Below are 24577 nucleotides of genomic sequence, written 5' to 3'. Positions count from 1 at the left end.
CCCTCTCAGCGCCCGCCCGGCATCATGCTAGGCGCGCGCTCAGCGCGATGTGAGGGTTTGCTCGACGAGCTCAGACCTGGACGGGGATGGTGTTCCAGCCCCATTGGAAGCTCGACGGTGGCCGCAGCGCATTCGCCTCATCGATGCGGTAGTCGGGGACGCGGCGCAGCCACTCCTGCAGCAGCACCGCGATCTCCAGCCGCGCCATGTGAAAGCCCAGGCAGAAATGCTGACCGCGGCCGAACGCCAGCGACCGCGGGATGGGGCGGTTCCAGCTGAACGTCTCCGGATCGTCGAACTCCCGCTCGTCGCGGTTGGCCGATGCCAGCAGGGTGATGATGCGCTGGCCGGGCTGGATGGTGGTGTGGTGAATGGTGAACGGTCGTCGCACGGTCCGGGCGAACCATTGGGCGGGGGCGCAGTAGCGGATGATCTCTTCACGAGCCACCGGCACGTTCGCGGTCGGATCGGCCCGCACCCGCTCCAGCTGGTCGGGGTGGCGGCTCAGCTCCCACAGCCCGTGCGCGACGATCTTCGGCACCGTCTCGGTGCCGCCGATGAACACGCCCAGCATCTGGACGGCGACCTCGCTGTCGGTCAGCTCAGCTCCGTCGGGCAGCCGGTAGGCCAAGAGGTTCTCCACGATGGGCAGCTGGCGGGAGTAGGTGCCGGCCCGGACCTGCTCAACGATCGGGATCAAGTACTCGAGATACCCCGGCCGGGCGTTGGCCACCTCGACACCGCTGCCCGGCTCGGCCAGGCTGCCCGCATTGACGGTAGCCAGTACGTCGGCTGCCAAATCGGTTGGCAGCCCGACTAGTTCGCATACCACCGAGGCCGCGACGATGCCGCCGTACTCCTGGGTCAGGTCGAAGTTGCCGCGCGGCAGCAGTTCGTCGAGGCGCTGGTTGGCCAACTCGCGGATGCGGTCCTGCCACGCGGCGACCGACTTCGGCCGGAATTGTGCGGCGGTGCAGCGCCGGACATCGTCGTACAGCGGTGCGTCGAAGTTGGCGTGAAACGGCAGCGGGTGCAACGGCGGATCGGCGACCGGACCATCGTTGCGGTGCGACAGCACCCCCACCGCGGGCAGCGTGCCCTCGGATGCGACGAACGTCCCGTCGTTGACGGCGAGCACGTTCCACACGTCGTCGAACCGGGACAGCGCGAAGGTGTCGATGTCCTCGATGTAGTAGACCGGGTGGTGGTCACGCAGTGTCCGGTAGTACGGCCGCGGGTCGGCCATCACCGCCGGGTCGAATGGACTGTATGAGAAGTCTTGCAGCACAGTCATTATCGCAGCGGAGAGGGCGGTAGGGCCTGCAGGATCGAGTCCTCCCAGCCGTCCCGCAGTGCGGGCGCGACACTCATCCACGTGACGATCTCGGCCGGCGGACTGTCCTTCCAGGACGGATAGTGGTTCTCGAAGCAATCCCAGTCCCCGTCGAGCGCCCAGTAATGGATCACCTCGTTGAATCGGAAGGTCGTGATGAACGAGCCGAGCCAGCGCTTGCCGGTGCGCTCCGACCACGGGACGTACAGGCGCTCCAGTTCTCGGATGTAGTCGTCCTGCTTGCCCGGCTTGGTCTGCATGATCTCCTGAATCACCAGCCCAGCACCGAATTTCGCGTCCTTGAGCTCCTGGAGTGGGCGGTTGCTGCGCCCGGCGTACATGATCCGGCCCTCCCCCGACGCGCCAACGCCGGCGAGGTAGTCGGCCCACTCGGCCGCGGCCTCGCGATGACTGCCGCCGGGCGCCTGTGCACGCCCGATCCGGGCATAATCGGCGAACGCGTCGATCTCCCAGATGATCGTCACCTGCGGCCAGTGCCCGTTGTAGGGGGTGGTCTCCCAGATCGAGAACAGCCGCGCCCCAAGCTGTTCCAGCATCGGCTGGTACACGGTTGTGAACTTCTCGGCGAACCGGTCACTGCGCTCGGAACCCAGCGCGATGGTCTCGTGCAGGTACAGCAGGGTGTGGCTGAAGTACTTCTTCACCGATCAGTCCTCGATCAGGGCCAGCGCCGCGGCGGGACACTGCGTCACGGCCTGCTGCATCCGCGCCCGGTCGGTGGCAGGCCGCCGGTCGCCGTGGATACGGACACTGCCGTCGTCGTCGACTTCGAACACATCCTCGGCGATCGTCTCGCAGATTCCGTGCCCGGTGCACTTGCCGAGGTCCACTTCGATACGCATACCCTGCCCCACACTCACCGGACGAACGCCGGGAGTCGCTTGATCCCGTGCACGAAACTACTCAACAGATAGTCGGGCTCACCGAACTCGAGGTCGACGCGAAACAGCAGCTCGCGGAACAGGTTACGCAGGCTGGTGCGGGCGAGCTGGTTGCCGAGGCAGAAGTGCGGCCCGCCGCCGCCGAAGCCCAGGTGCGGGTTCGGCGAGCGCTGCAGATCGAACACATCCGGCTGGTCGAAGGCCGCCTCGTCCCGGTTCGCCGAGCAGTAGAACAGCCCCACCTTGTCGCCGGCCTTCAGCTGCTGGCCGGCCAGCTCGGTGTCCTCGGTGACGAAGCGGGCGAACTGCAGCACCGGCGTCGCCCATCGGATGAACTCCTCGACCGCAGGCCCGATCCGGCCGTCGAAGTCCACCATCAGCCACGCGCGCTGATCCGGGTTGGCCGCCAGCGCCAGCATGGCGTGCGAGGTGGTCTGCTTGGTGGTGTCGTTTCCGGCCGAGGCCAGCAGCACCAAAAATGCGCCGATCTCCTCGTCGGTGAGCCGGTGCCCGTCGACCTCGGCGTTGACGATGCTGGTCATCAGGTCGTCACCCGGGTGCCGGCGGCGAAACTTGGCCAGCTCGATACCGGTGCCGGCCAACAAGAACATCTCGTTGACGGTCGCCTCTGCTCGCTCTTCGATCGTGGCGTACTCGTCGTCGCTCATGGAGAACAGCTTCTCGGCGGCCTTGGCCACCGCCTCGCGGTCGGAGGTCGGCACGCCGAGCATCTCGGAGATCGTCATCATCGGCAGCCGCGCCGAGCAGGCCGCCACGAAGTCCACCTCGCCGGCGCCGACCAACTCGTCGACCACGGTGGCGGCGTTCTTGCGGATCTGTTCGTCGATCTGGGCGACGTTGCGCGGAGTGAACGCCGAGCTGATCAACCGCCGGTAGGTGGTGTGCTGCGGCGGGTCCATCATGAGGAAGAACGTCGCAATCCGCTGGATCTCGGCCGGCATCGGATCCAGCGCGATGCCCTGAGCCGAGCTGAACACTTGAGGATGCAGGCTGGCATGGACGATGTCGGCGCGGCGGGTCAGCGCCCAGAAGCCGGGCTCCTCCATCGGAAACAACGACGGGAACGGCTCGTGCCAGGTGAGTCCTTCGGTGGCCCGCAACGCGGCGAAGATCTGCTCGCGGACGTCGAAGGTCTGACCCCAGAATCGCCGCGACGTGATGTCGTGGGGGCTGTACCCACGCTGGTCCGCCGACACGTGCACAGCGTGACACTTTGACCAGTATTTGTAAAGACGGTGTTTTCGATCTCGGATGTGCCAAGTCCGCGTGACACATAGGCCGCAACCTGTAATCCTGTACACGTGAGCCCGGCCGGAACCACCGCTGCGATCCCCGACGAGGACGAGACCTCATCGCGGCGCCGCATCCTCAACGCCACCGCCGAGGTGCTCGCCCGAAGCGGCCAGACCAAGCTGAGCCTGTCCGAGGTCGCCCTGCAGGCCGGGGTCTCCCGGCCCACCCTCTACCGCTGGTTCGCCTCCAAGACCGAACTACTCGATGCGTTCGGCGCCTACGAGCGGGAGATGTTCGACACCGGTATCAGTCGGGCCACCGCCGGGCTGCGTGGCACCGACAAGCTGGACGCGGCGTTGCAGTTCATCGTCGCCTACCAACAGACCTACTCGGGGGTGCGGCTCATCGACGTCGAGCCCGAGGTGGTGGTCGCCCAGCTGGCCCGGATTCTGCCGCTCATGCGGACCCGGCTGCAGCGGTTGCTGAGTGGGCCCAACGCTGAGATCAAGGCTGCCACCGCAATTCGCGTCGCGGTTTCGCACTACGTCGTCCGCAGTGATGACGCCGACCAGTTCCTGGCCCAGCTGCGTCACGCCGTCGGCATCAAACAGTGACCACACCGCTGGACATCGGGATCTACGTCCCCCAGATGGGTTTCGGCTATGCCGATGTGCTGCATCGCGCGCAGCGCTGCGAAGAGCTCGGCATCGGGTCGCTGTGGCTCTATGACCACATGTACGGCCCCGGTGTCCCCGACATCGACTCGCTGGAGGCCTGGACGCTGGCCACCGCGCTGCTGAGCCGCACCGAACGGCTGCGGGTCGGGCACATGGTGCTGTGCAACCAGTTTCGCCACCCCGCCGTGCTGGCCAAGATGGCCACCACTTTGGACCAGGTGTCCGCCGGCCGGCTCGAGCTGGGCATCGGCAGCGGCTCCATCGAGGACGAACACGACCGGGTCGGACTGGACTGGGGCACCTTCGCGCAGCGCTCCGACCGGCTGCGCGAAACCCTGGAAATCCTCACCCAGGCATTCGCCGAGCAGCGAATCGACTTCGCCGGAACGCATTACACGGTTCGCGATATGCCGATAAAGCCTGGTCCAGTACAGCAGCCGCGCCCACCAATCGTGGTCGGCGGGTCCGGCGAGAAGTACACCCTGCCGCTGGTGGCCCGCTACGCCGATGTCTGGAACGTGCCCACGTATGCCCTCGGCGAGATGGAGCACAAGCTGACCGTTCTGCGGTCCATCTGTGCCGACATCGGCCGGGATCCGGCCACCATCGTGATGTCGGTGGAGGCTGTGCTCGCGCTGGCTCCGGACTCTGCGGCCCTGCAGGGTGTGCGGGCGCTTGCCGAGAAGCGGTTTGGTGGACCAGGTTTCGGGTTGCACGAGGGCGGGCTGGTCGGCACCCCGTCGCAGATCGTCGACCGGCTGGGTCAGCTGCGCGAGTTGGGCTTCGGCCAGGTGGTGTTCTTCACCCACGACCGGGCGTCGGACGCGACACTGGAGTTGCTGGCCGGCGAGGTGCTGCCGCAGCTCTAGTCGAAGGTGACGACGACCTTGTCAGCGGCGCCGGGTGTCATCGCCGTGCGCAGCGCGTCCTGCACCTCGTCGAAGCCGAAGGTGTGGCTGACGATCACCGCGTACTTCTGCCAGTTTGCGACGAGATCCCTTGTCACCTCGAAGATCTCCGTGGGATAACCCATCGATCCGACGACGGTGATCTCGTTGGCCATGATGTTGATGAAGTCCACCGGCACCGGCTCTTTGTGCACGGCGACCACCCCCAGCCGTGCCCCGGTCTGGGCCGCCGCCAGCGCGGTGCTGATCACCGACGGCGCACCGGCAGCGTCGAGGAAGATGTTCGTCCCGGACTTGCCGGGCCACAGAGCTTCACCTTTGCCATGCAACTCGATGAGGCGTCGCGCCACATCCTCGTCGCCGGCGTTGATCACCGCGTCGGCGCCGACGGCCAACGCCTTGTCCAGTCGTGAGCCGATCAGATCCACCACTGTCACATGGCTGACGCCGAGAGCCTTGTAGGCGATGGTCGCGCCGAGCCCGATTGGCCCGGCGCCGAATACCGCGACCTTGTCCGTCGCCGTGGGCCTGGTCTGGTTGACGCCGTGCCGGGCCACGGCCATCGGCTCGTTGAGCGCGGCGACCTCGAACGGGATCTCGGGAGGGATCACCTCGATGCTCTGGCCGCGCACGGCGTTCTCGACCAGGAGGTACTCCGCCAGCGCGCCGGTCGCGCCACCGTTGCCGATGATTCCGCTGGGTGCGCCGATCGGGTTGATGACCACGTGGTCGCCGAGGCTGATGCCGGTGACATCGCGGCCGACCTCGACCACCTCGCCGGCCGGCTCGTGTCCGAGTGCCATCCGACCCTGGTGCGGCGGCAGGCCGCCCATCGAGATGTAAAGGGCGTCCGACCCACAGATACCGCAGGCCTTGATCTTCACCAGGACATCGGCCGGCCCGACCGTCGGATCGGCGACCTCGACCACCTCGGTCTGGCCGGGCCCGGTTACCAACGTTGCTTTCATTGGTCCTCACAGATCCACTCGCACAATGCTTTTCGAATAGCCGACGGTTGACACCCGAGGTGCCGCGCCCTACCGTGACCGTCATGGTAAGGCACACGGCCATCGGGTCGTCCTTGATCTCGCGATGAGCAAGCTGCTTACGGGACGGCGGGCGGTGGTCACGGGCGCCGCCACCGGGCTGGGCGCCGCCGCGGTCCGGGCGCTGGCCGAGGCCGGTGCAGAGGTCTTCGCGACCTATCACCAGACCGAGCCCACCGACGAATCGCACGCAACCTGGCTGCAGTGTGACGCCAGGGACACCGACTCGGTGGGCGCGGTGATCGACGCGGCTGTCGCGGCGATGGGCGGCTTGGACGTTCTGGTCAACGCGGCGGGACTCTGGTACCAGGGCATTCCGGGGCAGATCACCGTCGCCGATATCGACTTCGCGTTCGACGCCAACGTGAAGACCACGATCCTCACCAACCAGGCCGCGTACGCGGTCATGCGCAAGTCCGGCGGCCGCATCATCAATTTCGGCTCAGCCGAGGCGGTGATGGGCAGTCCGATCTCCGCGGTGTACGCCGCAGCCAAGGGTGCGGTGCAGGCGTGGACCCGGTCGGCCGCCAAGGCCTGGGCGTCGGACAACGTGACCGTGAATGCGCTGGCGCCGGCGATGCAGACCCGCGGCGCCGACCGGCTGCGCGAGTTTCTCGGGCCCGACGCGGCGCCGTTCATCGATCAGCAGATCAAAGCCAGCATCCCACTGGGCGGGGCGCTCGGCGATCCCGACCGTGACCTCGGGCCCGTACTGGTCTTCCTGGCGAGCAAGGGTTCGCACTTCATCACCGGTCAGCTGCTGCCAGTCGACGGCGGCCTGATCATGGTGGGTGGCTGACTAGCGGGACGGTAGAACCGGTCCGTCGTCGATCTTGTCGGTGACGCCCAGGTCGGCCAGCCCGAGCTGCGTCAGCAGTGAAATGCCGTGGGCGTTCATCAGGAATCGCTCGTCATCGCTGGCGCCACTGTCGTAGAGCGCCGAGCCGATCAGGCAGATGACCGCCATCTTGAACGCGTTCAGCGCCCGGTACCAGGGCCGGTTGCGTGGCGTGATGCCGCTGGCTGCCTGGTAGTGCGCCAGGAAGTCGTCGACACTGAGCGCTGCGGGATGGCTGGTGAGACCGACCGGCTGCATCCACAGCAGCTCCATCCACCCGAGATCGGTCAGCGGGTCACCCAAAGAGGTGAGCTCCCAATCGAAGACAGCGCTGACCTCGTCGCCGACGAACGCGAAGTTTCCCGGCTTGGCGTCACCGTGGACCAGTGTCACGCCTTCGTACTGTTCGGGCTTGCTGTGCTGCAACTCCGCGAGCAGCCGCTCCAACGCAGGTAATCGGGCGCGCTGTACCCGATGCATCTCCTCGGCCCAGTGCGCGATCTCACGGTCGAGGTGGTCGCGACCGTCGCCGAGCTCGACCAGTCCGGTGGCCACCAGGTCTACGGTGTGCACGGCGGCGAGTTGTTCGGCCATGCTGATGCACATCCGCCGGATCCTTTGGTCGGTGACGTCCGGGCCGTCGGGTACCTCCATCTCGTAGACGTCACCGGGCACCCGCTCCATGACGAGGAAGGGCCGGCCGAGTACATCTCCGGATTCCTCGAGCCACAACACTTTTGGCGCCCGAACGGCGGTGTCGTCTAGCGCCGATAGAATCCGGAACTGGCGCGGCAGGTCGTAGGGCTCCAGCAGTGCCGGCGGGGCCGGCCGCAGCCGCAACACCACATCGGTGCGGTCCCCTGCCGTCGCGATCGTGAAGACCAGCATTTCGGCCGAGTGCCCGAAGTCCACCCGGTCCAGCCCCTCCACGCGGACGTCGTCGCCGGCGAAAGTCCGCAGCCACGAGGTGAGCCGGGGGGTCAGATCGGGGATCATGTTGCTCATCAGTTGTAGGACACCTTGAAGTCGGATTCGGCGGTGAGCCCCAGTTCGGGCCACACGCCACCGATGAGGCTTTCCATGATTCCGTAGCCGATGGCGTCACCGTCGCGCACCCGGATCGGGGTGTCCCGGAACTGGCCGAGGCTGCGCAGGCTTTCCTGCGACCAGCAATCCGCGATGTACTCACCGTCCAGGTGCAGCGGCCCACGCCACGAACCGTGCTTGTGACCCTTCCACGCCCCATAACCACCTGTCTTGAGGAAGAAGCCCGACTCGCCGAGTGCCTCCACCTCGATCACGCGTTCTTCGCCGGACTCCAGCGTCATCACCAGCTCGCCGCCTTTGACGAAGCGGGTCGTGGTGTCGTAGTCGATCTTCGGGGTGACACGCCGTACCGGGGTCTGGGTACCGTCGGCGTCGTTGAGGTAAGCCGAGCTGTACTCCCACGGGCCCTCGACAACGAAAATTGCTGTCTCGTAATAGCTTCCGTCCGGACGGCGGAAGAAGGCCGGCGACCACTTCATGCCGCCCCGCGTTCCGGCCGGCGCTGCGGGAGAAGGGATCAGGTCGTCCGGCGGCGAGCCGATGGCCTGGCGGACACCCCAGGAGTGGTCCCGCATACCGAACCACTCGTCGGGCCGGATCTCGTGGGTCCGACCGTCGACGGTGACGCTGCCGCTGGCCCAGCCGCCCTGGTGATAGCGAATCACGTCGACGTCGACGCGGCCGGTGCGCCGGTTGCGCACCAGATTGCGCTCCTCGAAGAACGGGGGCGTAACCCCGGAGAGCACCACGTCGAACGAGATGCGCTGGACGTCATTGGGTTCGAGCCGAAAGCGCATGGCGCGCAGCGGTTCGACGACCTCGAGCTGAATCGGGCCGACATTGTTTGCCTCCGGCGCCGAGCCCAGCTCGCGACTCCCCCGCACCGTCCACTGCTCGCGCCCGCGGGAGATGCCGGCGAAGCCGTCGATGATCCCGCGATTCTGATATTTGCCGAGCCCGAAGTCCAGTTGGAGCGAACCATCAATGCGCGCGATCGACGCCCAGATCTTCTCCGTCCACGCCAGGTCGGCCTGCGAGAGGGTCGCGAAGGTGTCGACGATCTGATGATTGAGACCTTCGTCGGCCCCGAACAGCGGCCCGATGTCTTTGATTGCCACGGTTACCTTCCTTGCGCCCCGTCGTACGATCTGCCGAATGGGAACAGTGAGTCGTCGCTGGGGTGCCGAGCGTGCGCAGCTGGACGGCGACGAGGCGCGCCAGCGCCTGCTCGAGGCCACCAGCCGGTGCATCGTGCGCCGCGGCAACACCCAGATCCGGATGGCCGAAGTCGCCGCGGAAGCCGGTGTGGTCCGCTCGACGGTGTATCGCTACTTCCCGTCGCGCGACGACCTTCTGCTCGGACTGCTGCTGCTGCGGATCGACAACGCGCTGGCCGACAATGTCGCGTCGCTGCGACATCCCGACGACGCCGCGGAATCGATTCGGGAACTGCTGATGGCACCCGTGCAATCGGTGGGCGGCGATCGACTGAACAAAGCACTGATGTCGGGCGAGAGCACTGCGCTGAGAACCGCACTCGAAATCGGATCCGAGCAGATCGTGGATGTGATCCTGCGGCACTACCGCCCGCTGTTCGACCGATGGCAGGCCGACGGCCAGCTGCACGCCGACCTTGACCCACGCGAGACCGCCCGGTGGCTGCACACGGCGGCGCTGTTTTTGGTCGCGCCCGCGTGGCGGCACCGGCCCGCAGATGCCAAGGGCCGGTTCGTCGAGCAGTACCTGCTGCGTGCCCTCGTGCCACAAATCGGACAATAACTTGATATTGTCCGATTGGTGCTAGCTTTCTTCGGATGAGCCCGAACATCCCGGCCTCGGTCGATGAACTGACGCCCTCCTGGTTCAGCGACGTCCTTGGCGAAAACGTGACCGGCATCGAGGTGCTCGACGCACACTCCGGCACCACCGGTCGCGCCCGCGTCCGACTGACCAGCGATTCGCTGCCCGAGACGCTGTTCGTCAAGTTGCAGCCGTTCACCCCAGAGCAGCAGGCCTTCCTGCGGCAGGTGGGTCTGGGGGTTGCGGAGGCCCGGCTGTACGCGAAGCTGGGAGCCGAACTGCCGGTGCGCATTCCGCGGGTCTGGTATTCCACCGCGGACGAGGCCGACGGCTCGTTCGTCATGGTCCTCGAAGACCTGGTCGCCTCGGGTTGCGGGTTCCCCACCCCCCAGGACGACGACATACTCGATGTCGCCCGATCGGCCGTCGCTGAGCTCGCCGTCCTGCACTCGACCTATCTGGGTCGCGAAATCCCCTGGCTTGCAACGCCAGAAGGTATGCGACGCAAGCCTGACGATCCCAAGACCGCTGCCCGGCGGACCCACTTCATCCGGCTGGCGCTCGACCAGTTCGGGGCGGAGATGGGTCCGGAGTTTCGTCGCCTGGCGCAGTTGTACATCGAGCGATCGGGCGACATCATCGGCCTGTTCGGCGAAGGTGCGCTCACTCTGATCCACGGCGACACCCACAGCGGGAACCTGTTCGTCGACAACGGGCGCACCGGCTTCTACGACTGGGCGGTCGTCGGCCGCGGGCCGGGTATGCGCGACGTCGCGTACTTCCTGTGCAATTCGCTACCCACCGACGTCCGCCGATCCGAACAGCACGCGCTGCTGGCCGGCTACCGTGCCGGGCTGGCGGCGAACGGGGTTGCCCTCGACGAGCGCACCGCCCTCGAGCAGTACCGCTTGTTCTCGCTGTATTCGTGGATCGCCGCGGTGTCGACCGCAGCGGTGGGTTCACAATGGCAGCCGATCGAAATCGCCCGGGCAGCAATGGTTCTGACGACGACGGCCATCGAGGATCTCGGCGTGGTGGAGCTCCTGGAGACGCGGCTGTGGTGATCAGGCCGCGAATGTGCACCTGGATACGCCGCGGACGGCGTGGCGCGTACGAAATGGCACGCTCGGCGCCGCCGCCCTAGCGGCGGGCGAAATCCGGTGCGTGCTCGGGCCGCACCCCGACACCGACCAGGTAGGCCGGGATCGCCGCGAGCCCCGGCAACCGCCGGATCAACGCGATCAGGGCCGCCGGCGGATCGGCGCTCTTCCCGTCCAGGATCGGTCCGACCAGCCCGCGGTGCAGCACCCGCTGCACCGCCTGCGTGACCGCAGCGGGCGGCAGTCGTCGGCGGCGCACCGCGGCCAGGTCGCGGTCGGTGACCACACCGCGGCGCAGCGGGCCGGCCAGCAGTGTCGCCGCGCCGACCGCGTCCTGAATGGCCATGTTGATGCCGACTCCACCGACCGGCGACATCGCGTGCGCCGCGTCGCCGAGGCACAGCAGCCCGTCGGTATGCCAGCGGCTCAACCGGTTGAGCTTCACGTCAAGGAATTTCACCTCGTCCAGCGACGTCAGACTGTCGGTGTTGGCCTCTGGAATCAGTTCGGCGAGTTCGGCTTTCAGGGCGCCAAGGCCGCGGGCTCTCAGCTCCGGATCACTACCCTTCGGAATGAGGTAGGCGAGCTGGAAGTAGCCCTCCCGGGGAATCATGATCAGCATGCGCCCGGGCGCGATCCGCGGAATCAGGGTGTATTCCGCGGAGCTGTCCCGCGGCAGCCGGAACCACCACACGTCGAACGGCACCGGGAAATCTCGCGCAGTCAGACCGGCGTTCTGTCGGACAATCGACGTCCGCCCGTCGCAGGCCACCGTCAGATCGGCCAGCAATTCACCGTCGCCGTCCGGCGACGTGTAGGTCACCCCGGTTATCCGTGCGCCGCTGCGAAGCAGACCGGTCACCTCATGGCGCAACCGCAGTGTGTAGGTCGGCTCGGCCTGCCCGGCCTCGGCCAGCAGATTGAGCAGATCCCACTGCGGCACCATCGCGATGTAGGGGTGCGGTTGCCGCAACCGGCGGAAGTCCACCATCGTCAGCGACGTACCACCCGCGGTGAATTCGGCATGATCGACCTTGCTCTGCGGCAGCGCGGCGAACCGCTCCCCCAACCCCAGCTCGTCGAGCAACCGCAGCGTCGTGGGATGCACTGTGTCGCCGCGGAAATCCCGGAGGAAGTCGGCGTGCTTCTCCAGCACGGTGACCTCGATACCGGCCCTGGCCAACAACAATCCGAGCACCATGCCGGCGGGGCCGCCGCCGACGATCGCCACCGTCGTGGAGTCGGTCATGGCCACACCGTAACGACGACTGCCGGACGCGCGGAGCTAAACCTGAATTCGTGATCCGATCAGAATCGTCTGGCTGGCCGGTAGCCCGAAGTACCCTGCGGAATCGGCGGCCATGAACGACGTGGCGATGAAGATCCGCTTCCGCCACGGCGCCATCGTCGGCTGGTCGCCGGGCACCAGTTCGATCTTGGACAGGAAGTACGAGGTGTTGTCGAGGTCGATCTCACCGCCCACGTCGGCCGGATCGACCAGCCGCAGTGCGGCGGGCACGTCGGGTCGTTCCATGTAGCCGAATTGTGCAGCCACATAGTAGATTCCGTCGTCAGGGTTACCGAGGTCGTCGACGGTGATCCGCTGGTTGTCGGGCACCCTGGGCGAGGGCGGAACGACGACCGACAGGATGATCACCCGTTCCGGCACGACGTGGTTGTGGTCGACGTTGGCCCGCATCGACAACGGCGCCGTCTCGCTCTCACGATTGAGAAACACCGCGGTCCCCGGGATCCGCGGGTAGGGCGGTGTGTGGCCGTTGATCTCCTCGATGAACGGCTGCAACGGTCCTTCTGCCTTATCCCGCGCACTCACCACGACCGCGCTCCCGCGCTGCCAGGTGATCAGCACCGTAAACGTCACCAGGCCGATCAGCAGCGGTAGCCACGCGCCGTGGACGAGCTTGGTCAGGTTGGCGGCCAGGAACATCAGGTCCACCGTCAGCAGCGCTCCGCCGCCGATGATCACCATCCACAGCGGCCACCGCCAGCGGGTGTGCGCGATGTAGAGGAACAGCAGGGTGGTGATGGTGATCGTGCCGGTGACCGCCATCCCGTAGGCGTACCCCAGCGCCGCGGAACTGCGGAACGCGAACACCAGGATCAGCACCGCCACCATCAGCATGCCGTTGATCCAGGGCACATAGATCTGGCCGATGGACGACGCCGAGGTGTGTGCGATCCGCAGCCGCGGCAGATACCCAAGCTGTGCGGCCTGCGAGGCCACCGAGTACGCCCCGGTGATCACCGCCTGGGACGCGATCACCGTCGCCGCGGTGGCCAGGATCGCCATCGGAAGTTCCCAGCCGCTGGGCACCAGCAGGAAGAACGGCGCGTTGACCACGCTCTGCTGGCCCAGTAGCAGCGCGCCCTGGCCGAGGTAGTTGAGCACCAGCGCCGGGAGCACCAGACCCAGCCAGCCCCAGGTGATCGCCTTGCGGCCGAAGTGGCCCATGTCGGCGTAGAGCGCCTCGGCGCCGGTCACCGACAGCACGACCGCGGCAAGGGCGAAGAAGGCGATGTGGAAGTGCCCGAAGATGAACTCCAGCGCGTAGGTCGGAGACAGTGCCTTGAGGATCTGCGGATGACCGAGGATGCCACGTATCCCGCACGCGCCGATCACCAGGAACCAGACGATCATGACCGGGCCGAAAAAGCGGCCCACCGCCGCGGTGCCACGCCGTTGCACCGCGAACAAGCCGACGATGATGACGGCGGTGATCGGCACCACCAACTCCGACAGCGAGGGGTCGACGACCTTCAGGCCCTCCACCGCGGAGAGCACCGAGATGGCCGGGGTGATCATGCTGTCGCCGAAAAACAGTGCAGCGCCGAGGATCCCGAGTGCAGATAAGGCGCTGATCACGCGTGGACTGGACCGCCGTCCCAGTCTGCGCACCAGCGTGATCAGCGCCATCACGCCGCCCTCGCCGTCGTTGTCGGCGCGCATGACCAGGGTGACGTAGGTCAGCGTGACGATGATCATCACCGACCAGAAGATCAGTGACACCACGCCGTAGACGTTCGCGCGGGTGATCGGAACGGGATGCGGGTCACCCGGGTTGAACAGCGTCTGCACGGTGTAGATCGGGCTGGTGCCGATATCGCCGAACACCACGCCCAACGCACCGATGACGATCCCGGTGCGGGCCTTGGTCGCCGTGCTCACCCAGCAAGTCCCCCTGATCGGTCCGCCCGGCGTCGGTCCCCGGCGACGTGGCGCCAATGGTAGCGGCCGGGACGCCGTCCCGACGTACGGTGGAACCGATGCGCATTGCCCTGTTCGCGACCTGTCTGGCCGACGCGATGTTCCCCCGGGCCGCGATCGCCACCGTCGAGCTGCTCGAGCGGCTCGGACATCAGGTGGTCTTCCCGGCGGACCAGACCTGCTGCGGCCAGATGCACATCAACACCGGCTATCTCGGACAGGCGACCGCCCTGGTTCGCCACCATGTCGAGGCGTTCGAGGGCAGTGGCTGTGACGTGGTGGTGGCGCCGTCGGGATCGTGCGTCGGCTCGGTGCGCCACCAGCACGCGATGGTGGCCCGCCGTGCCGGTGACACGGCGCTGGCTCAGCGCGCCGAATCGGTCGCGGCACGCACCTACGAACTGTCCGAGTTACTCGTGGACGTCCTCGGGCTCAGTGACGTGGGCGCCTACTATCCGCACCGGGTCACCTACCACCCCACATGCCATTCGCTGCGGCTGCTGCGCGTCGGCGACAAGCCGTTGCACCTGCTTCGGCACGTGCGGGGGCTGACGTTGGTGGAGCTTGCCGACGCGGAGACCTGCTGCGGTTTCGGCGGCACCTTCGCCATCAAGAACGCCGACACCTCCACCGCGATGCTGGCCGACAAGATGTCGTCGGTGATCACCTCGCAGGCCGAAGTCTGCACGGCCGGCGACAGTTCGTGCCTCATGCACATCGGTGGCGGGCTGAGCCGCATGCGCTCGGCGGTGCGGACCGTGCACCTTGCCGAAATCCTGGCATCCACCGAGGCGCGCTGATGAGCACCTTCCTCGGCGTGCCCGGCACCGGCAATCTACGCGGCACCCAACCGTTTCCAGAGGCGGCACGCCACGAGCTGGCCAACACCCAGATGCGCCGCAATGTCGGCCGTGCCACCCGCACGATCCGCACGAAACGGCTTGCTGCCGTGGCCGAATGCGCGGACTGGGAGCAGCTGCGCGCCGCGGGCAGTGCGCTCAAACACGATGTGATGGCCCGGCTGCCCGAGTTGCTCGAGCAACTCGAAGCCAATGTGGTGGCCCGCGGCGGTGTGGTGCACTGGGCGCGCGACGCAGACGAGGCCAACCGGATCGTGACCGGCCTGATCCGCGCCGCCGGCGCCGATGAGGTGGTCAAGGTCAAGTCGATGGCCACCCAGGAGATCGGCCTCAACGAGCACCTGGAGGCGGCGGGCATCGCAGCGATCGAGACCGACCTCGCCGAGCTGATCGTCCAACTCGGCCACGACACACCCAGCCACATTCTGGTTCCGGCCATCCACCGCAACCGTGCCGAGATCCGGGAGATCTTCGCCCGGGAGATGCCCGATGCCGGCGATCTGACCGACGAGCCACGCGTCCTGGCGATGGCGGCCCGGGCACACCTGCGCCGAAAGTTCCTGTCCGCCAAGGTCGCCGTGAGCGGTGCCAACTTCGGCGTCGCCGAGACCGGGACGCTGGCCGTCGTCGAATCCGAGGGCAACGGCCGGATGTGCATCACCCTGCCGAAGACGCTGATCACGGTGATGGGCATCGAGAAGGTGGTGCCGCGGTTCACCGATCTCGAAGTGTTCATGCAGCTGCTGCCACGCTCGTCGACAGCCGAGCGGATGAACCCGTATACCTCGATGTGGACCGGGGTGCATGCCGGCGACGGGCCGCAGCAGTTCCATCTGGTGCTGCTGGACAACGGCCGCACCGCGGTGCTCGGCGACGAGGTGGGCCGGCCCGCACTGCATTGCATCCGCTGCAGCGCCTGCCTCAACGTCTGCCCGGTGTACGAGCGCACCGGCGGGCACGCCTACGGTTCGATCTATCCCGGCCCGATCGGTGCAATCCTCAGCCCGCAACTGACCGGCACGCAGGGCCACGACGACCCCAACGCGTCGCTGCCCTACGCGTCGTCGTTGTGCGGGGCGTGTTTCGACGCCTGCCCGGTCCGCATCGACATCCCGTCGATCCTCGTGCATCTGCGGGCCGCTCAAGTCGACGAACACCGCGCCCCGGTTCAGGACCTGGTGATGAGGGCCGCCGCGTGGGCGATGGGCTCGCCGAAGCGCTTTGCCGCGGCCGAGAAGCTGCTGGGCGCCGGACGGTTGGTGGCTGGCGCCGATCACCGGATCACCGCCCTGCCCTGGCCCGGATCGCGGTGGACCACCAGTCGCGACGTCCCCGCACCGCCGGCGGAGACCTTCCGCCAATGGTGGGCCCGTACCCACGACAAGGCGTCCCAATGAACGAGACACGCCGCATCGTCCTCGACCGGATCCGCGGAGCCCTGGCCGCGGCCCCGCCCGAGCCCGTGCAGGTGCCGCGCGACTACGAACGGACGCCGTCATCCGGGCCGGGTGACGCCGATCGCTTCGCGCGGACCGTGGCCGAATACCAGGCCCGGGTACTGCGCGTCGACGCCGACGCGATCGCGGCCACCGTCGCCGCAGTGACCGGTCCGGGCGCCCGTCTGGCGATCCCGGCAGGATTGCCCACCGAGTGGGTGGCCGGCAACGACGCCGTCGTCGACCATCCCGAAAAGCCGTTGGCGGTAGCAGAACTCGACTCCACCGATGCCGTGGTCACCGGATGCGCCCTGGGCATCGCGATCACCGGCACGATCGTCCTCGACGCCGGGCCGACGCAGGGCCGGCGGGCGCTGACCCTGGTTCCCGATCACCACATTTGCGTCGTGTTCACCGACCAGATCGTCGACACCGTCCCCCAGGCATTCGCCGCGCTGGACCCGGGCCGTCCGCTGACGTTCATCTCCGGACCGAGTGCCACCAGCGACATCGAGCTCAGCCGCGTCGAAGGCGTGCATGGCCCGCGCACCTTGGACGTACTGCTGGTCACCGGAGTGACATTGCAGAATCCACTCAATTCACGTGACCACACCGCTTAGATTTTGGGCGGACCACCTACGAAGGGAGCGCAGCGATGCGGACGTTGGCGATAGGCGTTGCGCTCACGGCGGCAGCGGTGACATTGGCTCCGCCCGCCTCCGCGGAGCTGTGGCCGGGCAACTACAACTTCATCATCCCGGACCGGCGTGACTTCCACACCTGGGCCTGGGCCGCAAACCCCTGCCCTCCGGCGATCACGTTCTCTCCGGACTGCGTCTACGTCTCGGCCAACCCCATGCCGATCGCCAAAGCCTACGGCTTCTACGGCATCGCCCGGCTGGTGAACGGGCAGTACACGATGACCGTCGATGTCCCGGACGGATTGCGCTGCGGCGACATCTATTACGGCCCGGTCATCCCGACCCACGACGTCTACACATGGGACGCCAAGACGCTGGCGGGCCAGCTGCAGTCCACGTTCGACGCCGGCTGCGACGGCGCGCCGGGCGGCACCTTCACCTACCCGTTCTGGCTGACGCGGCTCTAGCCGTCCCGGCACCCTCCTGCCCGCGTTGCGTTCGCCTTCGGCAACGTACCTTCCGGCTCATCAACGGTCGGCTCGAGCGGACAGACCGGCTAGCCAGTGATCAACGCGCCGTACTGAGCGATCAACTGAGCCGAGCGCCAGTAGATCAGCGCGGCGAAGACCACCAGCACAGCGGCAGAAACCCCGCCCTGCACCAGGTTGCGGCGCTCCCGCGGGGCGTAGGCGTAGACCGCGGCGATCAACGCCCCGGTGATCAGACCGCCGACGTGACCCTGCCAACTGATCGACGGGACGGTGAACGTGAGCACGAGGTTGATCGCGATCAGCAGGACCACCCACCGCACGTCGAGGTTCAGCCGCTTCGCGACCACGAATGTGGCCCCGAACAGCCCGAAGACCGCGCCCGATGCACCCGCGGTGGCCGCACCGATCGGGGCCAGCAGGTACACCAGCACCGAACCGCCCAGCGCGCTGAGCCCGTAGAGGGCCCCAAATCTCAATCGGCCCAGCCACGCCTCGAGCGGCGGTCCGATCACGTACAACGCCCACATGTTGAACAGCAGGTGCATGGTGCCGTAGTGCATGAACGCCGACGTGATCAGGCGGAAGTACTCGCCTCCCGCCACTCCGGGGGCCCACAGCACGAGCTCGCGCTGGAGGTCCTTGGAGGTCATCTGCAGCACGAACATCACCACGTTGACCGCGATCAGCGCGTAGGTGACCACCGGCACCCCCACGCGCCGGATGCCGCCGGCTCCGGTGCGTGCCGGGCGCACATCCTGGGCGGCGGCGGCCACGCAGTCGACACATTGTTGGCCGACGGCGGCGCTGCGCATGCAGTCCGGACACACCGGCCGACCACATCGAGTGCACTGCACGTACGTCGGGCGGTCGGGATGGCGGTAGCAGGTCGGTGTTCCCGCTGGAGTTTGCGGTATGTACGGGGTGCTCATAGTCCTGCCACCGAAGATACTGTGCGACGGCTGCGACGTGGCGTCCGGCGGCGCCGTTGCGCGCTGTACCCGGACGCGCGGAGAGTTCGTCGACCGCGCGGAATCCGCTGTGGCAGGTCGACCCAGCTCCTCGAAAAGGCGACCGACCGGTGTCGCAGTCACCACCCGCAAAGGGCAGTCCGCATTTCGGCTAGCTAACCTACGGAATCGTTCGCAGTACGCGTCAATATTTGCCAAATGTGCACGCTCGCGTCCCAATTTCGGGACACGCGAATCGCCGCTGAAGTGGTGTTATAGCTATCCAAAACAATTTGTAGCCACGCAACTGATTCCGTAGTACATTTCCCTCCAGGTTGAGTTCACAGCCGCCCGGAGACGCTACCGCGCGAGGGCCCCAGAACTCTCGCAGCGAAGCTTCGAGACGGAGAGCTTCGGCGAGCGAATTCGGCATTGCGGAGTACCCATGGAGGAGGCGCCATGTCTTTAGCCACCACCGCGCCACCCTTGGCGGTCACGCGCCTGGGCCGCGACCGCACCGACCGTGGCGTGTTCCGGGCCCGGGAACTGAGCGCGACCACCGTCCTCGTCACCGCGGTCGGCGAGGTCGACGCGTCGAACTCCGGCGACCTCCTCGGCTACGTGGAGGAGCACTCGACCGCATACCAGCAGCTCGTGTTGGACCTGTCCCGACTGACGTTCTTCGGAACCGACGGGTTCTCGGCACTGCACACGCTCAACGTCCGGTGCTCACGCCGCGGTATCGACTGGGTGGTCGTCCCCGGGGCCGAAGTCGCGCGAGTGCTGCGGGTCTGCGATCCAGAAGCGTTGCTGACCACTGCGGGCAACATCGTGTCGGCCGTTGCCGCACTCGCCCGCGGCCCGCACACCCATTTGCAGTTGGCCCCGCTGGCGAAGTAGTTCCCGCGTCGCTTCCTAGACTGGTTCCATCGGTTCTAGCGAAGGCGGGCAGTCATGGCGACACGTGGTCGCAATCTCAACGACCTGGTGACACGATTCTGGTCCGTCGCGGCGCCCCTCTACGATCATCCCGGTCTGCAGCAATGGGTCTACCGACCGGCTCAAGACGAGGTGATCGACGAGCTGCGCGCCCACGGCGCCCGTCGCATCGCTGATATCGCCTGCGGCACAGGCATTCTCGCTGCTCGCATCGAGGCCGAGCTGCATCCCGACGAGGTGTACGGGGTCGACATGTCCGACGGCATGCTCAAACAGGCGCGTTCGCGTGCCCCGCACGTGCAGTGGCGCAAGGGCCCGGCCGAGCAATTGCCCTTCGACGACGGCGAGCTCGACGCTGTCGTCTCGACCTCGGCCTTCCACTTTTTCGACCAGCCGGCGGCGATGCGCGAATTCCACCGGGTGCTGAGGCCCGGCGGCCTGGCGGCGGTCGCAACGATCAGCCCGCCGCGACTCCCCCTGGTGGGGCAGCTGACGAACTCCCCGGCCAGTGCCGCGCACAACCCGTCGGCGCAGGAGATGCGGACCCTGTTCACCGATGCCGGCTTCACGATCAGCGACCAGCACCGCGTGCACCGGCCGTTGTGGACCAAGGCGGTATTCGACCTGATCACGATCGGGACCAAGCCCTGACCGCTGCGCCGGGCACCGCTTATTCTTCCGACGTCAACGCAAACTCAGCGCAGAGGAACATCATGGCCATCGATCTGCTCGCCAAGACCATCGAAGTCGGTTTGGTCACCACCAACCTGGGTCCGATGGTCGAGTTCTACGAGAACTTCCTCGGACTTCCCTTCACCGGCGATCTGGACTTCCCCGGCGGCACCATGAAGCGTTATGCGGTCGGTGACAACGTGCTCAAGCTGATCACCCTCGACGAGCCGCCGGCCGCACCCGCGACCCCCGGTGGCGGGCCGGCTGCGGCCGGCATCCGTTATTACACCCTGGTGGTGGCCAACACCACGAAGGCCGCCGAGCAGGTGAAGGCCGCCGGATACGAAATCGCGCAGGAGCTCGCCGAGTTCAAGGCGGTCCCCGGGATGGGCTGGATGTTCGTCGCCGATCCGGACGGCAACTGGGTCGAACTCGTCGGCCCGATGTAGATCGCGAGCCGTAGGGTGGGCGTCGTGCCCGAGCTTCATCCCGACGTCGCGGTCCTGGCACCCCTGCTGGGCACCTGGACCGGAGACGGCACCGGCGAGTATCCGACCATCGAGACATTCGCCTACCTCGAGGAAATCGTGATAGGGCATGTCGGCAAGCCCTTCCTGACGTACGCGCAACGAACCCGCGCCGGCGATGACGGCCGTCCCCTGCACGCCGAGACCGGATATCTCCGCGTTCCGTCACCGGGCCGGATCGAACTGGTCGTCGCGCACCCCACCGGAGTCACCGAGATCGACGAGGGCACGCTGTCGGTCGATGACGAGGGTCTGGTCATCCAAGTCGACTCGACGTCGATCGGTCTGACCGCATCAGCCAAAAGTGTTACCGCCCTGAGCCGTTCCTTCCGGATCACCGGCGACAAGCTGGTCTACAGCGTGCGGATGGCCGCCGTCGGCGTTGCGCTCACCCACCACCTGGCCGCCACCCTGCGCAGGCAGCAGGGGTGAGCCCCTCCCCCGTCCGCGAAGGACGCATCCGCGTTCCGGCCGACCTCGACGCCGTCACCGATATCGGCGCCGAGGACCACGTTGACATCTCGGCCGCGAGCGTGGACCGGATCTGGCGCTCGGTGCGGCACTGGTATGCGGCCGGCATGCATCCCGCCATTCAGCTGTGCCTGCGCCACAACGGAAAAGTTGTGCTCAACCGCGCGATCGGCCACGGCTGGGGCAACGGCCCCGACGACCCGCCGGACGCCGAGCGCGTGCCGGTCACTGTCGAGACTCCGTTCTGTGTGTACTCCGCCGCTAAGGCGATCAGCACGACGGTGGTGCACATGCTCGTCGAGCGGGGCGCGTTCTCCCTTGACGACCGGGTTTGCGAGTACCTGCCGAACTACACCAGCCACGGCAAGGATCGCACCACCATCCGGCATGTGATCACCCACAGCGCCGGGGTGCCCTTCGCCACCGGCCCGCGACCGAACCTCAAGCGGATGAACGAAAGCGATTACGCCCGAGAGAAACTGGGCGAGCTCAAACCCATCCACCGACCCGGACTGATTCACATCTACCACGGCCTGACCTGGGGACCGCTGGTCCGCGAGATCGTCTCCGCTGCGACGGGGCGCAATATTCGTAACATCCTCGCCGAGGAGATTCTGGACCCGCTGGGTTTCCGGTGGACCAATTACGGTGTGGCCGAACGGGACGTTCCTCTCGTGGCACCGAGCCACGTGACAGGCAAGCCGCTTCCGGCGCCGATCGCCAAGGCGTTTCGCACCGCTGTCGGGGGCACGCCGGCGCAGATCATCCCGTTCTCCAACACCCCGCTGTTCCTGACCGGTGTCATCCCGTCCTCCAGCACCGTCTCCAACGCCGACGAATTGTCCCGCTTCGCTGAAATTCTGCGCCGCGGCGGTGAACTCGACGGTGTCCGGGTCATGCGGGCGGAAACCTTACGGGCGGCGACGGCGCAGGCCCGGCGGCTACGACCGGACCTTGCGACCGGCCTCGCGCCGATTCGATGGGGTACCGGCTACATGCTGGGCTCCACCCGGTTCGGGCCGTTCGGACGCAACGCGCCTGCCGCTTTCGGCCACACCGGTCTGACCAACATCGCGGTCTGGACCGATCCGGAGCGGCAGCTGTCGGTCGGGCTGATCAGCAGCGGCAAGCCCGGCCAGCATCGCGAAGCCGGCCGGTACACCGACGTGCTGGACAGCATCAACGCCGAAATCCCGCGCGTTCGCGGGTGAATTGTGCCCGCCGGTGAGGGCGGATAACGTACCCCCCATGGGTGATTCGCTGCTGCAGCAGCAACTCGACGAGGTGCGTGCCCTGCTGCAGCGGGCGCGGGAGCTGTTCGGCCCCAATCCCGTTGCGCCGCCGGAGATCATCTCCGCCGACAGCGATCGCTGAAACGGGTCAGAACTCTTCCGGCCGCAGCTGATGCTGCACCAGCGCCTCGGTGGCGAGTTTGAGATCGCGGCTGCCTGCCACCTCGTCCGAAGGAGTGTGGCCGGCCGCCAGAATTTCGGCGCGGACTCCCATCAGCGCCTTCAGATGCGACACATCCGCCGTCAGCAGGATGGCCTGCGCCAGCGTGTGCGCTTCGGCGTCCATCGCAGGCTCGGCCAGGGCCACGCTGTGCAGATAGCCACCCCGGCAGGACCTGAACAGGATGTGGCCACTGGGGTGCGTCGCGTCGAACTCGGGTTCGGGTTCGGTCATGGACCGTCCTCTGCGATGCGACCGAGCTCGGCGGCGGCGGCGGTGTCCTGGTGTTCCCACACATCGGCGGCATGGCGCAGGTTCGTGGCGAGTTCGGCGTGCGCGGCCGCCTGCTGCTCATAACACGCCCGGCGCTGGTCCAGCAGTTCGCGGCCGGCGTCGCGTAGCTCACCGAAGATCGGCCCGAGCGAATCGAGGCTGGCCAGAATGTCGGCGTGGCGGGACGGCACCGTGCTCAGCTGCTCGGCGGTGTCCTGGTGGTCACGTGCCGCGCGGCGCAGCTCGTCGGGCACCACGTGGATGCGCTCTGCCATGTCACTCTCCTATCGCCGGCGGGCCGGCTGTGACCGCCGGCCGGGTCGGAGCCGGTTGGTCGGACTGTTCTTGTGGATCAGGCCGTGGGGTCTTCGTCTTGTCATCCGGTTCCGGCGGATGCTCCCACCCTAGGAAGCTCGGGCCGGTGACGCTGGCGATGGGTTGGATCTGATTGTTGAAAACGACTTTCCCGTTGCCCAATGCGAGCGCATGCCGGTCGGTGAGCATGCCGATGTCGCCGGGCAGCACCCGCACGGGGTCGACGGGATGTGCCACCGCAGTGCCCGGAGCCGGAATCGTGATGCCTTGCTGTCGGAAGGCCTCGGCGATGGGCGTCCCCGCCACCGCGGCCGTGATGGCGGCGGCCAGCTGCGGTGTCGGCGCGGTAACCGTCTCGCCGTCGGGCAGGTTCACGACCGTCGACTCGTCGAGGGCCGGAGCCGGCTCCTCCCCCGGTTTGTCTTCGCCATCCACCGGCTCGATCGGGACCTCGTCGAGCTGCTCGTCCGGCAAGGGCCCGTCGTGCAGGTCGGAAAGGTCGCCGCTCGGCAACCGCGGTGGGGTGAGGTTGTCGAGCGCCGCCGGCATCGGAGCGGACCCGGACGGAAGGCCGCCGCCCGACCCGCCACCCATGGCGGGGATCCCCGTCATCGGCGGGATCATCGGTGCGGCGAGGGGTTGGCCGGCGACCGCGGGGTCGCCCGGCGGGACCATGAGGTCGTCGGGCAGCAGGGCGTCGGCGAACGGGTCCGGGCCGATATCGGCCGGCATATCCCCCGGCTGTGACGGCGCGGACGAAGTCGTTGTCGGCTCGGGCGGCTTCGGATCGGCTTCGGACGCGGTCTGCGGGGTGGCGCCCGCATACAGCGATGCCAGCGCCGCAGCCAGTGAGGCCTTCGAGGTGGCGTCGAGGCCCGCGGTTTCCACGACGGTCTTGATGTCGCGCAGCTTTTCGATCAGATATCGCTGGAATGCCCGCGCCCCGGCCGGGGTGTCGAGATCGGTGCGGGTGGCCACGGCTACCTCGATGTCCTTCTGCAGCGCATCGAGCGCGCCGCGCCCCGCGGAGTGGGCGGCATGCGCATTGAGCACCGCGGTGATCACCTGCAGGTCAACTTGCGCACTCACCGAATTCTGGTGTGCCAACGATGTTTCCGCCGAACGAATGGCTTCTGCTGCGTGGCCCTCACCCGCGGCGGAGGCCTGGTCGGCGGCCGGAGCATCGAAGACCGGTCGATGCTGGGCGCGAATCTTGGCCACTACGTTGTCGATTGCGCTCGGCGACACGACGCTGACCGGACTGGTGATCGTCGCGAGGTCCGCATCCGACAGCCCGGTCAGCCAGGCTCGGCTGTCGCCGGTGAGCGCGCCGACGCGCGCTATCACGTCGAGCAGGTCTTGGTAACTCGCCACCGGTGCCCTTTCATGCCGGCGACTGTATCGGGGCGGGATACGGGTGAC

Annotated in this window: 28 protein-coding genes; 15 read left to right on the top strand and 13 right to left on the bottom strand. The window is 67.2% G+C overall.

The window, feature by feature from the left end; genetic code table 11:
* Nucleotides 1–70: 70 nt before the first annotated feature.
* Genes AB431_RS00425 through AB431_RS00410 form a run of 4 tightly spaced genes read right to left on the bottom strand, consistent with a single transcriptional unit; the run spans nt 71 to nt 3452 of the window.
* Nucleotides 71–1294 (bottom strand): cytochrome P450, encoded by a 1224-nt coding sequence (locus tag AB431_RS00425; protein ID WP_047328286.1) that lies wholly within the window; start codon nt 1292–1294, stop codon nt 71–73.
* Nucleotides 1294–1998, bottom strand: coding sequence for a hypothetical protein (locus AB431_RS00420; RefSeq protein ID WP_047328285.1), 705 nt, complete (start codon nt 1996–1998; stop codon nt 1294–1296). The genes AB431_RS00425 and AB431_RS00420 overlap by 1 nt, the downstream gene beginning before the upstream one ends.
* Before the next feature lie 3 nt (nt 1999–2001).
* Nucleotides 2002–2196, bottom strand: coding sequence for a ferredoxin (locus AB431_RS00415; protein ID WP_047328284.1), 195 nt, complete (start codon nt 2194–2196; stop codon nt 2002–2004).
* 14 nt (nt 2197–2210) lie between these two features.
* On the bottom strand, nt 2211–3452 hold the full coding sequence (locus AB431_RS00410) for a cytochrome P450 (RefSeq protein WP_082135844.1): 1242 nt from the start codon (nt 3450–3452) through the stop codon (nt 2211–2213).
* Between the two features lie 105 nt (nt 3453–3557).
* On the opposite strand from AB431_RS00410, the gene AB431_RS00405 reads away from it, so the two are divergent.
* Together AB431_RS00405 and AB431_RS00400 are read left to right on the top strand one after the other, a co-directional pair.
* A complete protein-coding gene (locus AB431_RS00405; RefSeq protein WP_082135491.1) occupies nt 3558–4103 on the top strand; it encodes a TetR/AcrR family transcriptional regulator in 546 nt (181 codons plus the stop codon).
* A gap of 35 nt (nt 4104–4138) precedes the next feature.
* Nucleotides 4139–5035 carry an LLM class flavin-dependent oxidoreductase gene (locus AB431_RS00400; RefSeq protein WP_047332916.1) on the top strand — a complete coding sequence of 299 codons (897 nt, stop codon included), beginning with the start codon at nt 4139–4141 and terminating at the stop codon, nt 5033–5035.
* Here the strand turns inward: AB431_RS00400 and AB431_RS00395 are convergent.
* On the bottom strand, nt 5032–6042 hold the full coding sequence (locus AB431_RS00395) for a zinc-binding dehydrogenase (protein WP_047328282.1): 1011 nt from the start codon (nt 6040–6042) through the stop codon (nt 5032–5034). The genes AB431_RS00400 and AB431_RS00395 overlap by 4 nt on opposite strands.
* A 124-nt stretch (nt 6043–6166) precedes the next feature.
* Here AB431_RS00395 and AB431_RS00390 point away from each other — a divergent pair, with 124 nt between their 5' ends.
* The gene (locus AB431_RS00390) at nt 6167–6919 is read left to right on the top strand and encodes an SDR family NAD(P)-dependent oxidoreductase (protein WP_047328281.1); all 753 of its coding nucleotides are present in this window, start codon (nt 6167–6169) and stop codon (nt 6917–6919) included.
* Here AB431_RS00390 and AB431_RS00385 read toward each other — a convergent pair whose 3' ends face one another.
* Together AB431_RS00385 and AB431_RS00380 are read right to left on the bottom strand one after the other, a co-directional pair.
* The gene (locus AB431_RS00385) at nt 6920–7954 is read right to left on the bottom strand and encodes a phosphotransferase family protein (protein WP_047332915.1); all 1035 of its coding nucleotides are present in this window, start codon (nt 7952–7954) and stop codon (nt 6920–6922) included.
* A gap of 8 nt (nt 7955–7962) precedes the next feature.
* Complete coding sequence (locus AB431_RS00380) at nt 7963–9123, bottom strand: hypothetical protein (RefSeq protein ID WP_047328280.1); 1161 nt, start codon at nt 9121–9123, stop codon at nt 7963–7965.
* 37 nt (nt 9124–9160) lie between these two features.
* Here AB431_RS00380 and AB431_RS00375 point away from each other — a divergent pair, with 37 nt between their 5' ends.
* Both AB431_RS00375 and AB431_RS00370 read left to right on the top strand, forming a co-directional pair.
* Nucleotides 9161–9784 (top strand): TetR/AcrR family transcriptional regulator, encoded by a 624-nt coding sequence (locus tag AB431_RS00375; protein WP_047328279.1) that lies wholly within the window; start codon nt 9161–9163, stop codon nt 9782–9784.
* Nucleotides 9785–9819: 35 nt separating this feature from the next.
* Nucleotides 9820–10869 (top strand): phosphotransferase family protein, encoded by a 1050-nt coding sequence (locus tag AB431_RS00370; RefSeq protein WP_047328278.1) that lies wholly within the window; start codon nt 9820–9822, stop codon nt 10867–10869.
* Nucleotides 10870–10945: 76 nt separating this feature from the next.
* On the opposite strand, the gene AB431_RS00365 is transcribed toward AB431_RS00370, so the two are convergent.
* Both AB431_RS00365 and AB431_RS00360 read right to left on the bottom strand, forming a co-directional pair.
* Nucleotides 10946–12154 carry an FAD-dependent oxidoreductase gene (locus AB431_RS00365; RefSeq protein ID WP_047328277.1) on the bottom strand — a complete coding sequence of 403 codons (1209 nt, stop codon included), beginning with the start codon at nt 12152–12154 and terminating at the stop codon, nt 10946–10948.
* A gap of 36 nt (nt 12155–12190) precedes the next feature.
* Entirely contained in the window at nt 12191–14092 is a 1902-nt protein-coding gene (locus tag AB431_RS00360; RefSeq protein WP_082135489.1) for a potassium transporter Kup, read from the bottom strand.
* Between the two features lie 98 nt (nt 14093–14190).
* On the opposite strand from AB431_RS00360, the gene AB431_RS00355 reads away from it, so the two are divergent.
* From AB431_RS00355 to AB431_RS00340, 4 genes are read left to right on the top strand one after another with little or no spacing between them, the layout of a single operon-like run.
* A complete protein-coding gene (locus tag AB431_RS00355) occupies nt 14191–14931 on the top strand; it encodes a (Fe-S)-binding protein (RefSeq protein ID WP_047332913.1) in 741 nt (246 codons plus the stop codon).
* Nucleotides 14931–16388: a lactate utilization protein B gene (locus tag AB431_RS00350; protein WP_047328276.1), complete on the top strand. Its 1458-nt coding sequence runs from the start codon at nt 14931–14933 to the stop codon at nt 16386–16388. The genes AB431_RS00355 and AB431_RS00350 overlap by 1 nt, the downstream gene beginning before the upstream one ends.
* Nucleotides 16385–17047 carry an LUD domain-containing protein gene (locus tag AB431_RS00345; protein ID WP_047328275.1) on the top strand — a complete coding sequence of 221 codons (663 nt, stop codon included), beginning with the start codon at nt 16385–16387 and terminating at the stop codon, nt 17045–17047. Before AB431_RS00350 ends, AB431_RS00345 begins: the two co-directional genes overlap by 4 nt.
* Before the next feature lie 35 nt (nt 17048–17082).
* Complete coding sequence (locus AB431_RS00340; RefSeq protein ID WP_047328274.1) at nt 17083–17535, top strand: hypothetical protein; 453 nt, start codon at nt 17083–17085, stop codon at nt 17533–17535.
* An 89-nt stretch (nt 17536–17624) separates the two neighbouring features.
* On the opposite strand, the gene AB431_RS00335 is transcribed toward AB431_RS00340, so the two are convergent.
* Nucleotides 17625–18488 (bottom strand): rhomboid family intramembrane serine protease, encoded by an 864-nt coding sequence (locus tag AB431_RS00335; protein ID WP_047328273.1) that lies wholly within the window; start codon nt 18486–18488, stop codon nt 17625–17627.
* 477 nt (nt 18489–18965) lie between these two features.
* On the opposite strand from AB431_RS00335, the gene AB431_RS00330 reads away from it, so the two are divergent.
* The 6 genes from AB431_RS00330 to AB431_RS31385 all read left to right on the top strand — a co-directional run bounded on the left by AB431_RS00330 (nt 18966) and on the right by AB431_RS31385 (nt 22489).
* Complete coding sequence (locus AB431_RS00330; protein ID WP_052960131.1) at nt 18966–19406, top strand: STAS domain-containing protein; 441 nt, start codon at nt 18966–18968, stop codon at nt 19404–19406.
* Nucleotides 19407–19460: 54 nt separating this feature from the next.
* The gene (locus AB431_RS00325) at nt 19461–20096 is read left to right on the top strand and encodes a class I SAM-dependent methyltransferase (protein ID WP_047328272.1); all 636 of its coding nucleotides are present in this window, start codon (nt 19461–19463) and stop codon (nt 20094–20096) included.
* A gap of 62 nt (nt 20097–20158) precedes the next feature.
* Nucleotides 20159–20566, top strand: coding sequence for a VOC family protein (locus AB431_RS00320; RefSeq protein ID WP_047328271.1), 408 nt, complete (start codon nt 20159–20161; stop codon nt 20564–20566).
* 24 nt (nt 20567–20590) lie between these two features.
* Complete coding sequence (locus tag AB431_RS00315) at nt 20591–21076, top strand: peroxynitrite isomerase (protein ID WP_047332911.1); 486 nt, start codon at nt 20591–20593, stop codon at nt 21074–21076.
* Nucleotides 21073–22326 carry a lipase LipE gene (gene lipE / locus AB431_RS00310; RefSeq protein WP_047328270.1) on the top strand — a complete coding sequence of 418 codons (1254 nt, stop codon included), beginning with the start codon at nt 21073–21075 and terminating at the stop codon, nt 22324–22326. The genes AB431_RS00315 and lipE overlap by 4 nt, the downstream gene beginning before the upstream one ends.
* A 37-nt stretch (nt 22327–22363) precedes the next feature.
* Nucleotides 22364–22489, top strand: a complete 126-nt coding sequence (locus tag AB431_RS31385) for a hypothetical protein (RefSeq protein ID WP_255353520.1) — start codon at nt 22364–22366, stop codon at nt 22487–22489.
* A 6-nt stretch (nt 22490–22495) separates the two neighbouring features.
* Here AB431_RS31385 and AB431_RS00305 read toward each other — a convergent pair whose 3' ends face one another.
* From AB431_RS00305 to AB431_RS00295, 3 genes are read right to left on the bottom strand one after another with little or no spacing between them, the layout of a single operon-like run.
* Nucleotides 22496–22801 carry a DUF2694 family protein gene (locus tag AB431_RS00305; protein WP_047328269.1) on the bottom strand — a complete coding sequence of 102 codons (306 nt, stop codon included), beginning with the start codon at nt 22799–22801 and terminating at the stop codon, nt 22496–22498.
* Entirely contained in the window at nt 22798–23115 is a 318-nt protein-coding gene (locus AB431_RS00300; RefSeq protein ID WP_047328268.1) for an ESX-1 secretion-associated protein, read from the bottom strand. Before AB431_RS00300 ends, AB431_RS00305 begins: the two co-directional genes overlap by 4 nt.
* Nucleotide 23116: 1 nt before the next feature.
* Nucleotides 23117–24529 carry a DUF4226 domain-containing protein gene (locus tag AB431_RS00295; RefSeq protein ID WP_047328267.1) on the bottom strand — a complete coding sequence of 471 codons (1413 nt, stop codon included), beginning with the start codon at nt 24527–24529 and terminating at the stop codon, nt 23117–23119.
* Nucleotides 24530–24577: the final 48 nt, after the last annotated feature.

Origin of the sequence: Mycobacterium sp. EPa45, assembly GCF_001021385.1 — a bacterium.
Classification (GTDB): domain Bacteria; phylum Actinomycetota; class Actinomycetes; order Mycobacteriales; family Mycobacteriaceae; genus Mycobacterium.
Note: the sequence above shows the minus strand (reverse complement) of the source record. Positions and strands in the feature narration are given on the sequence as shown.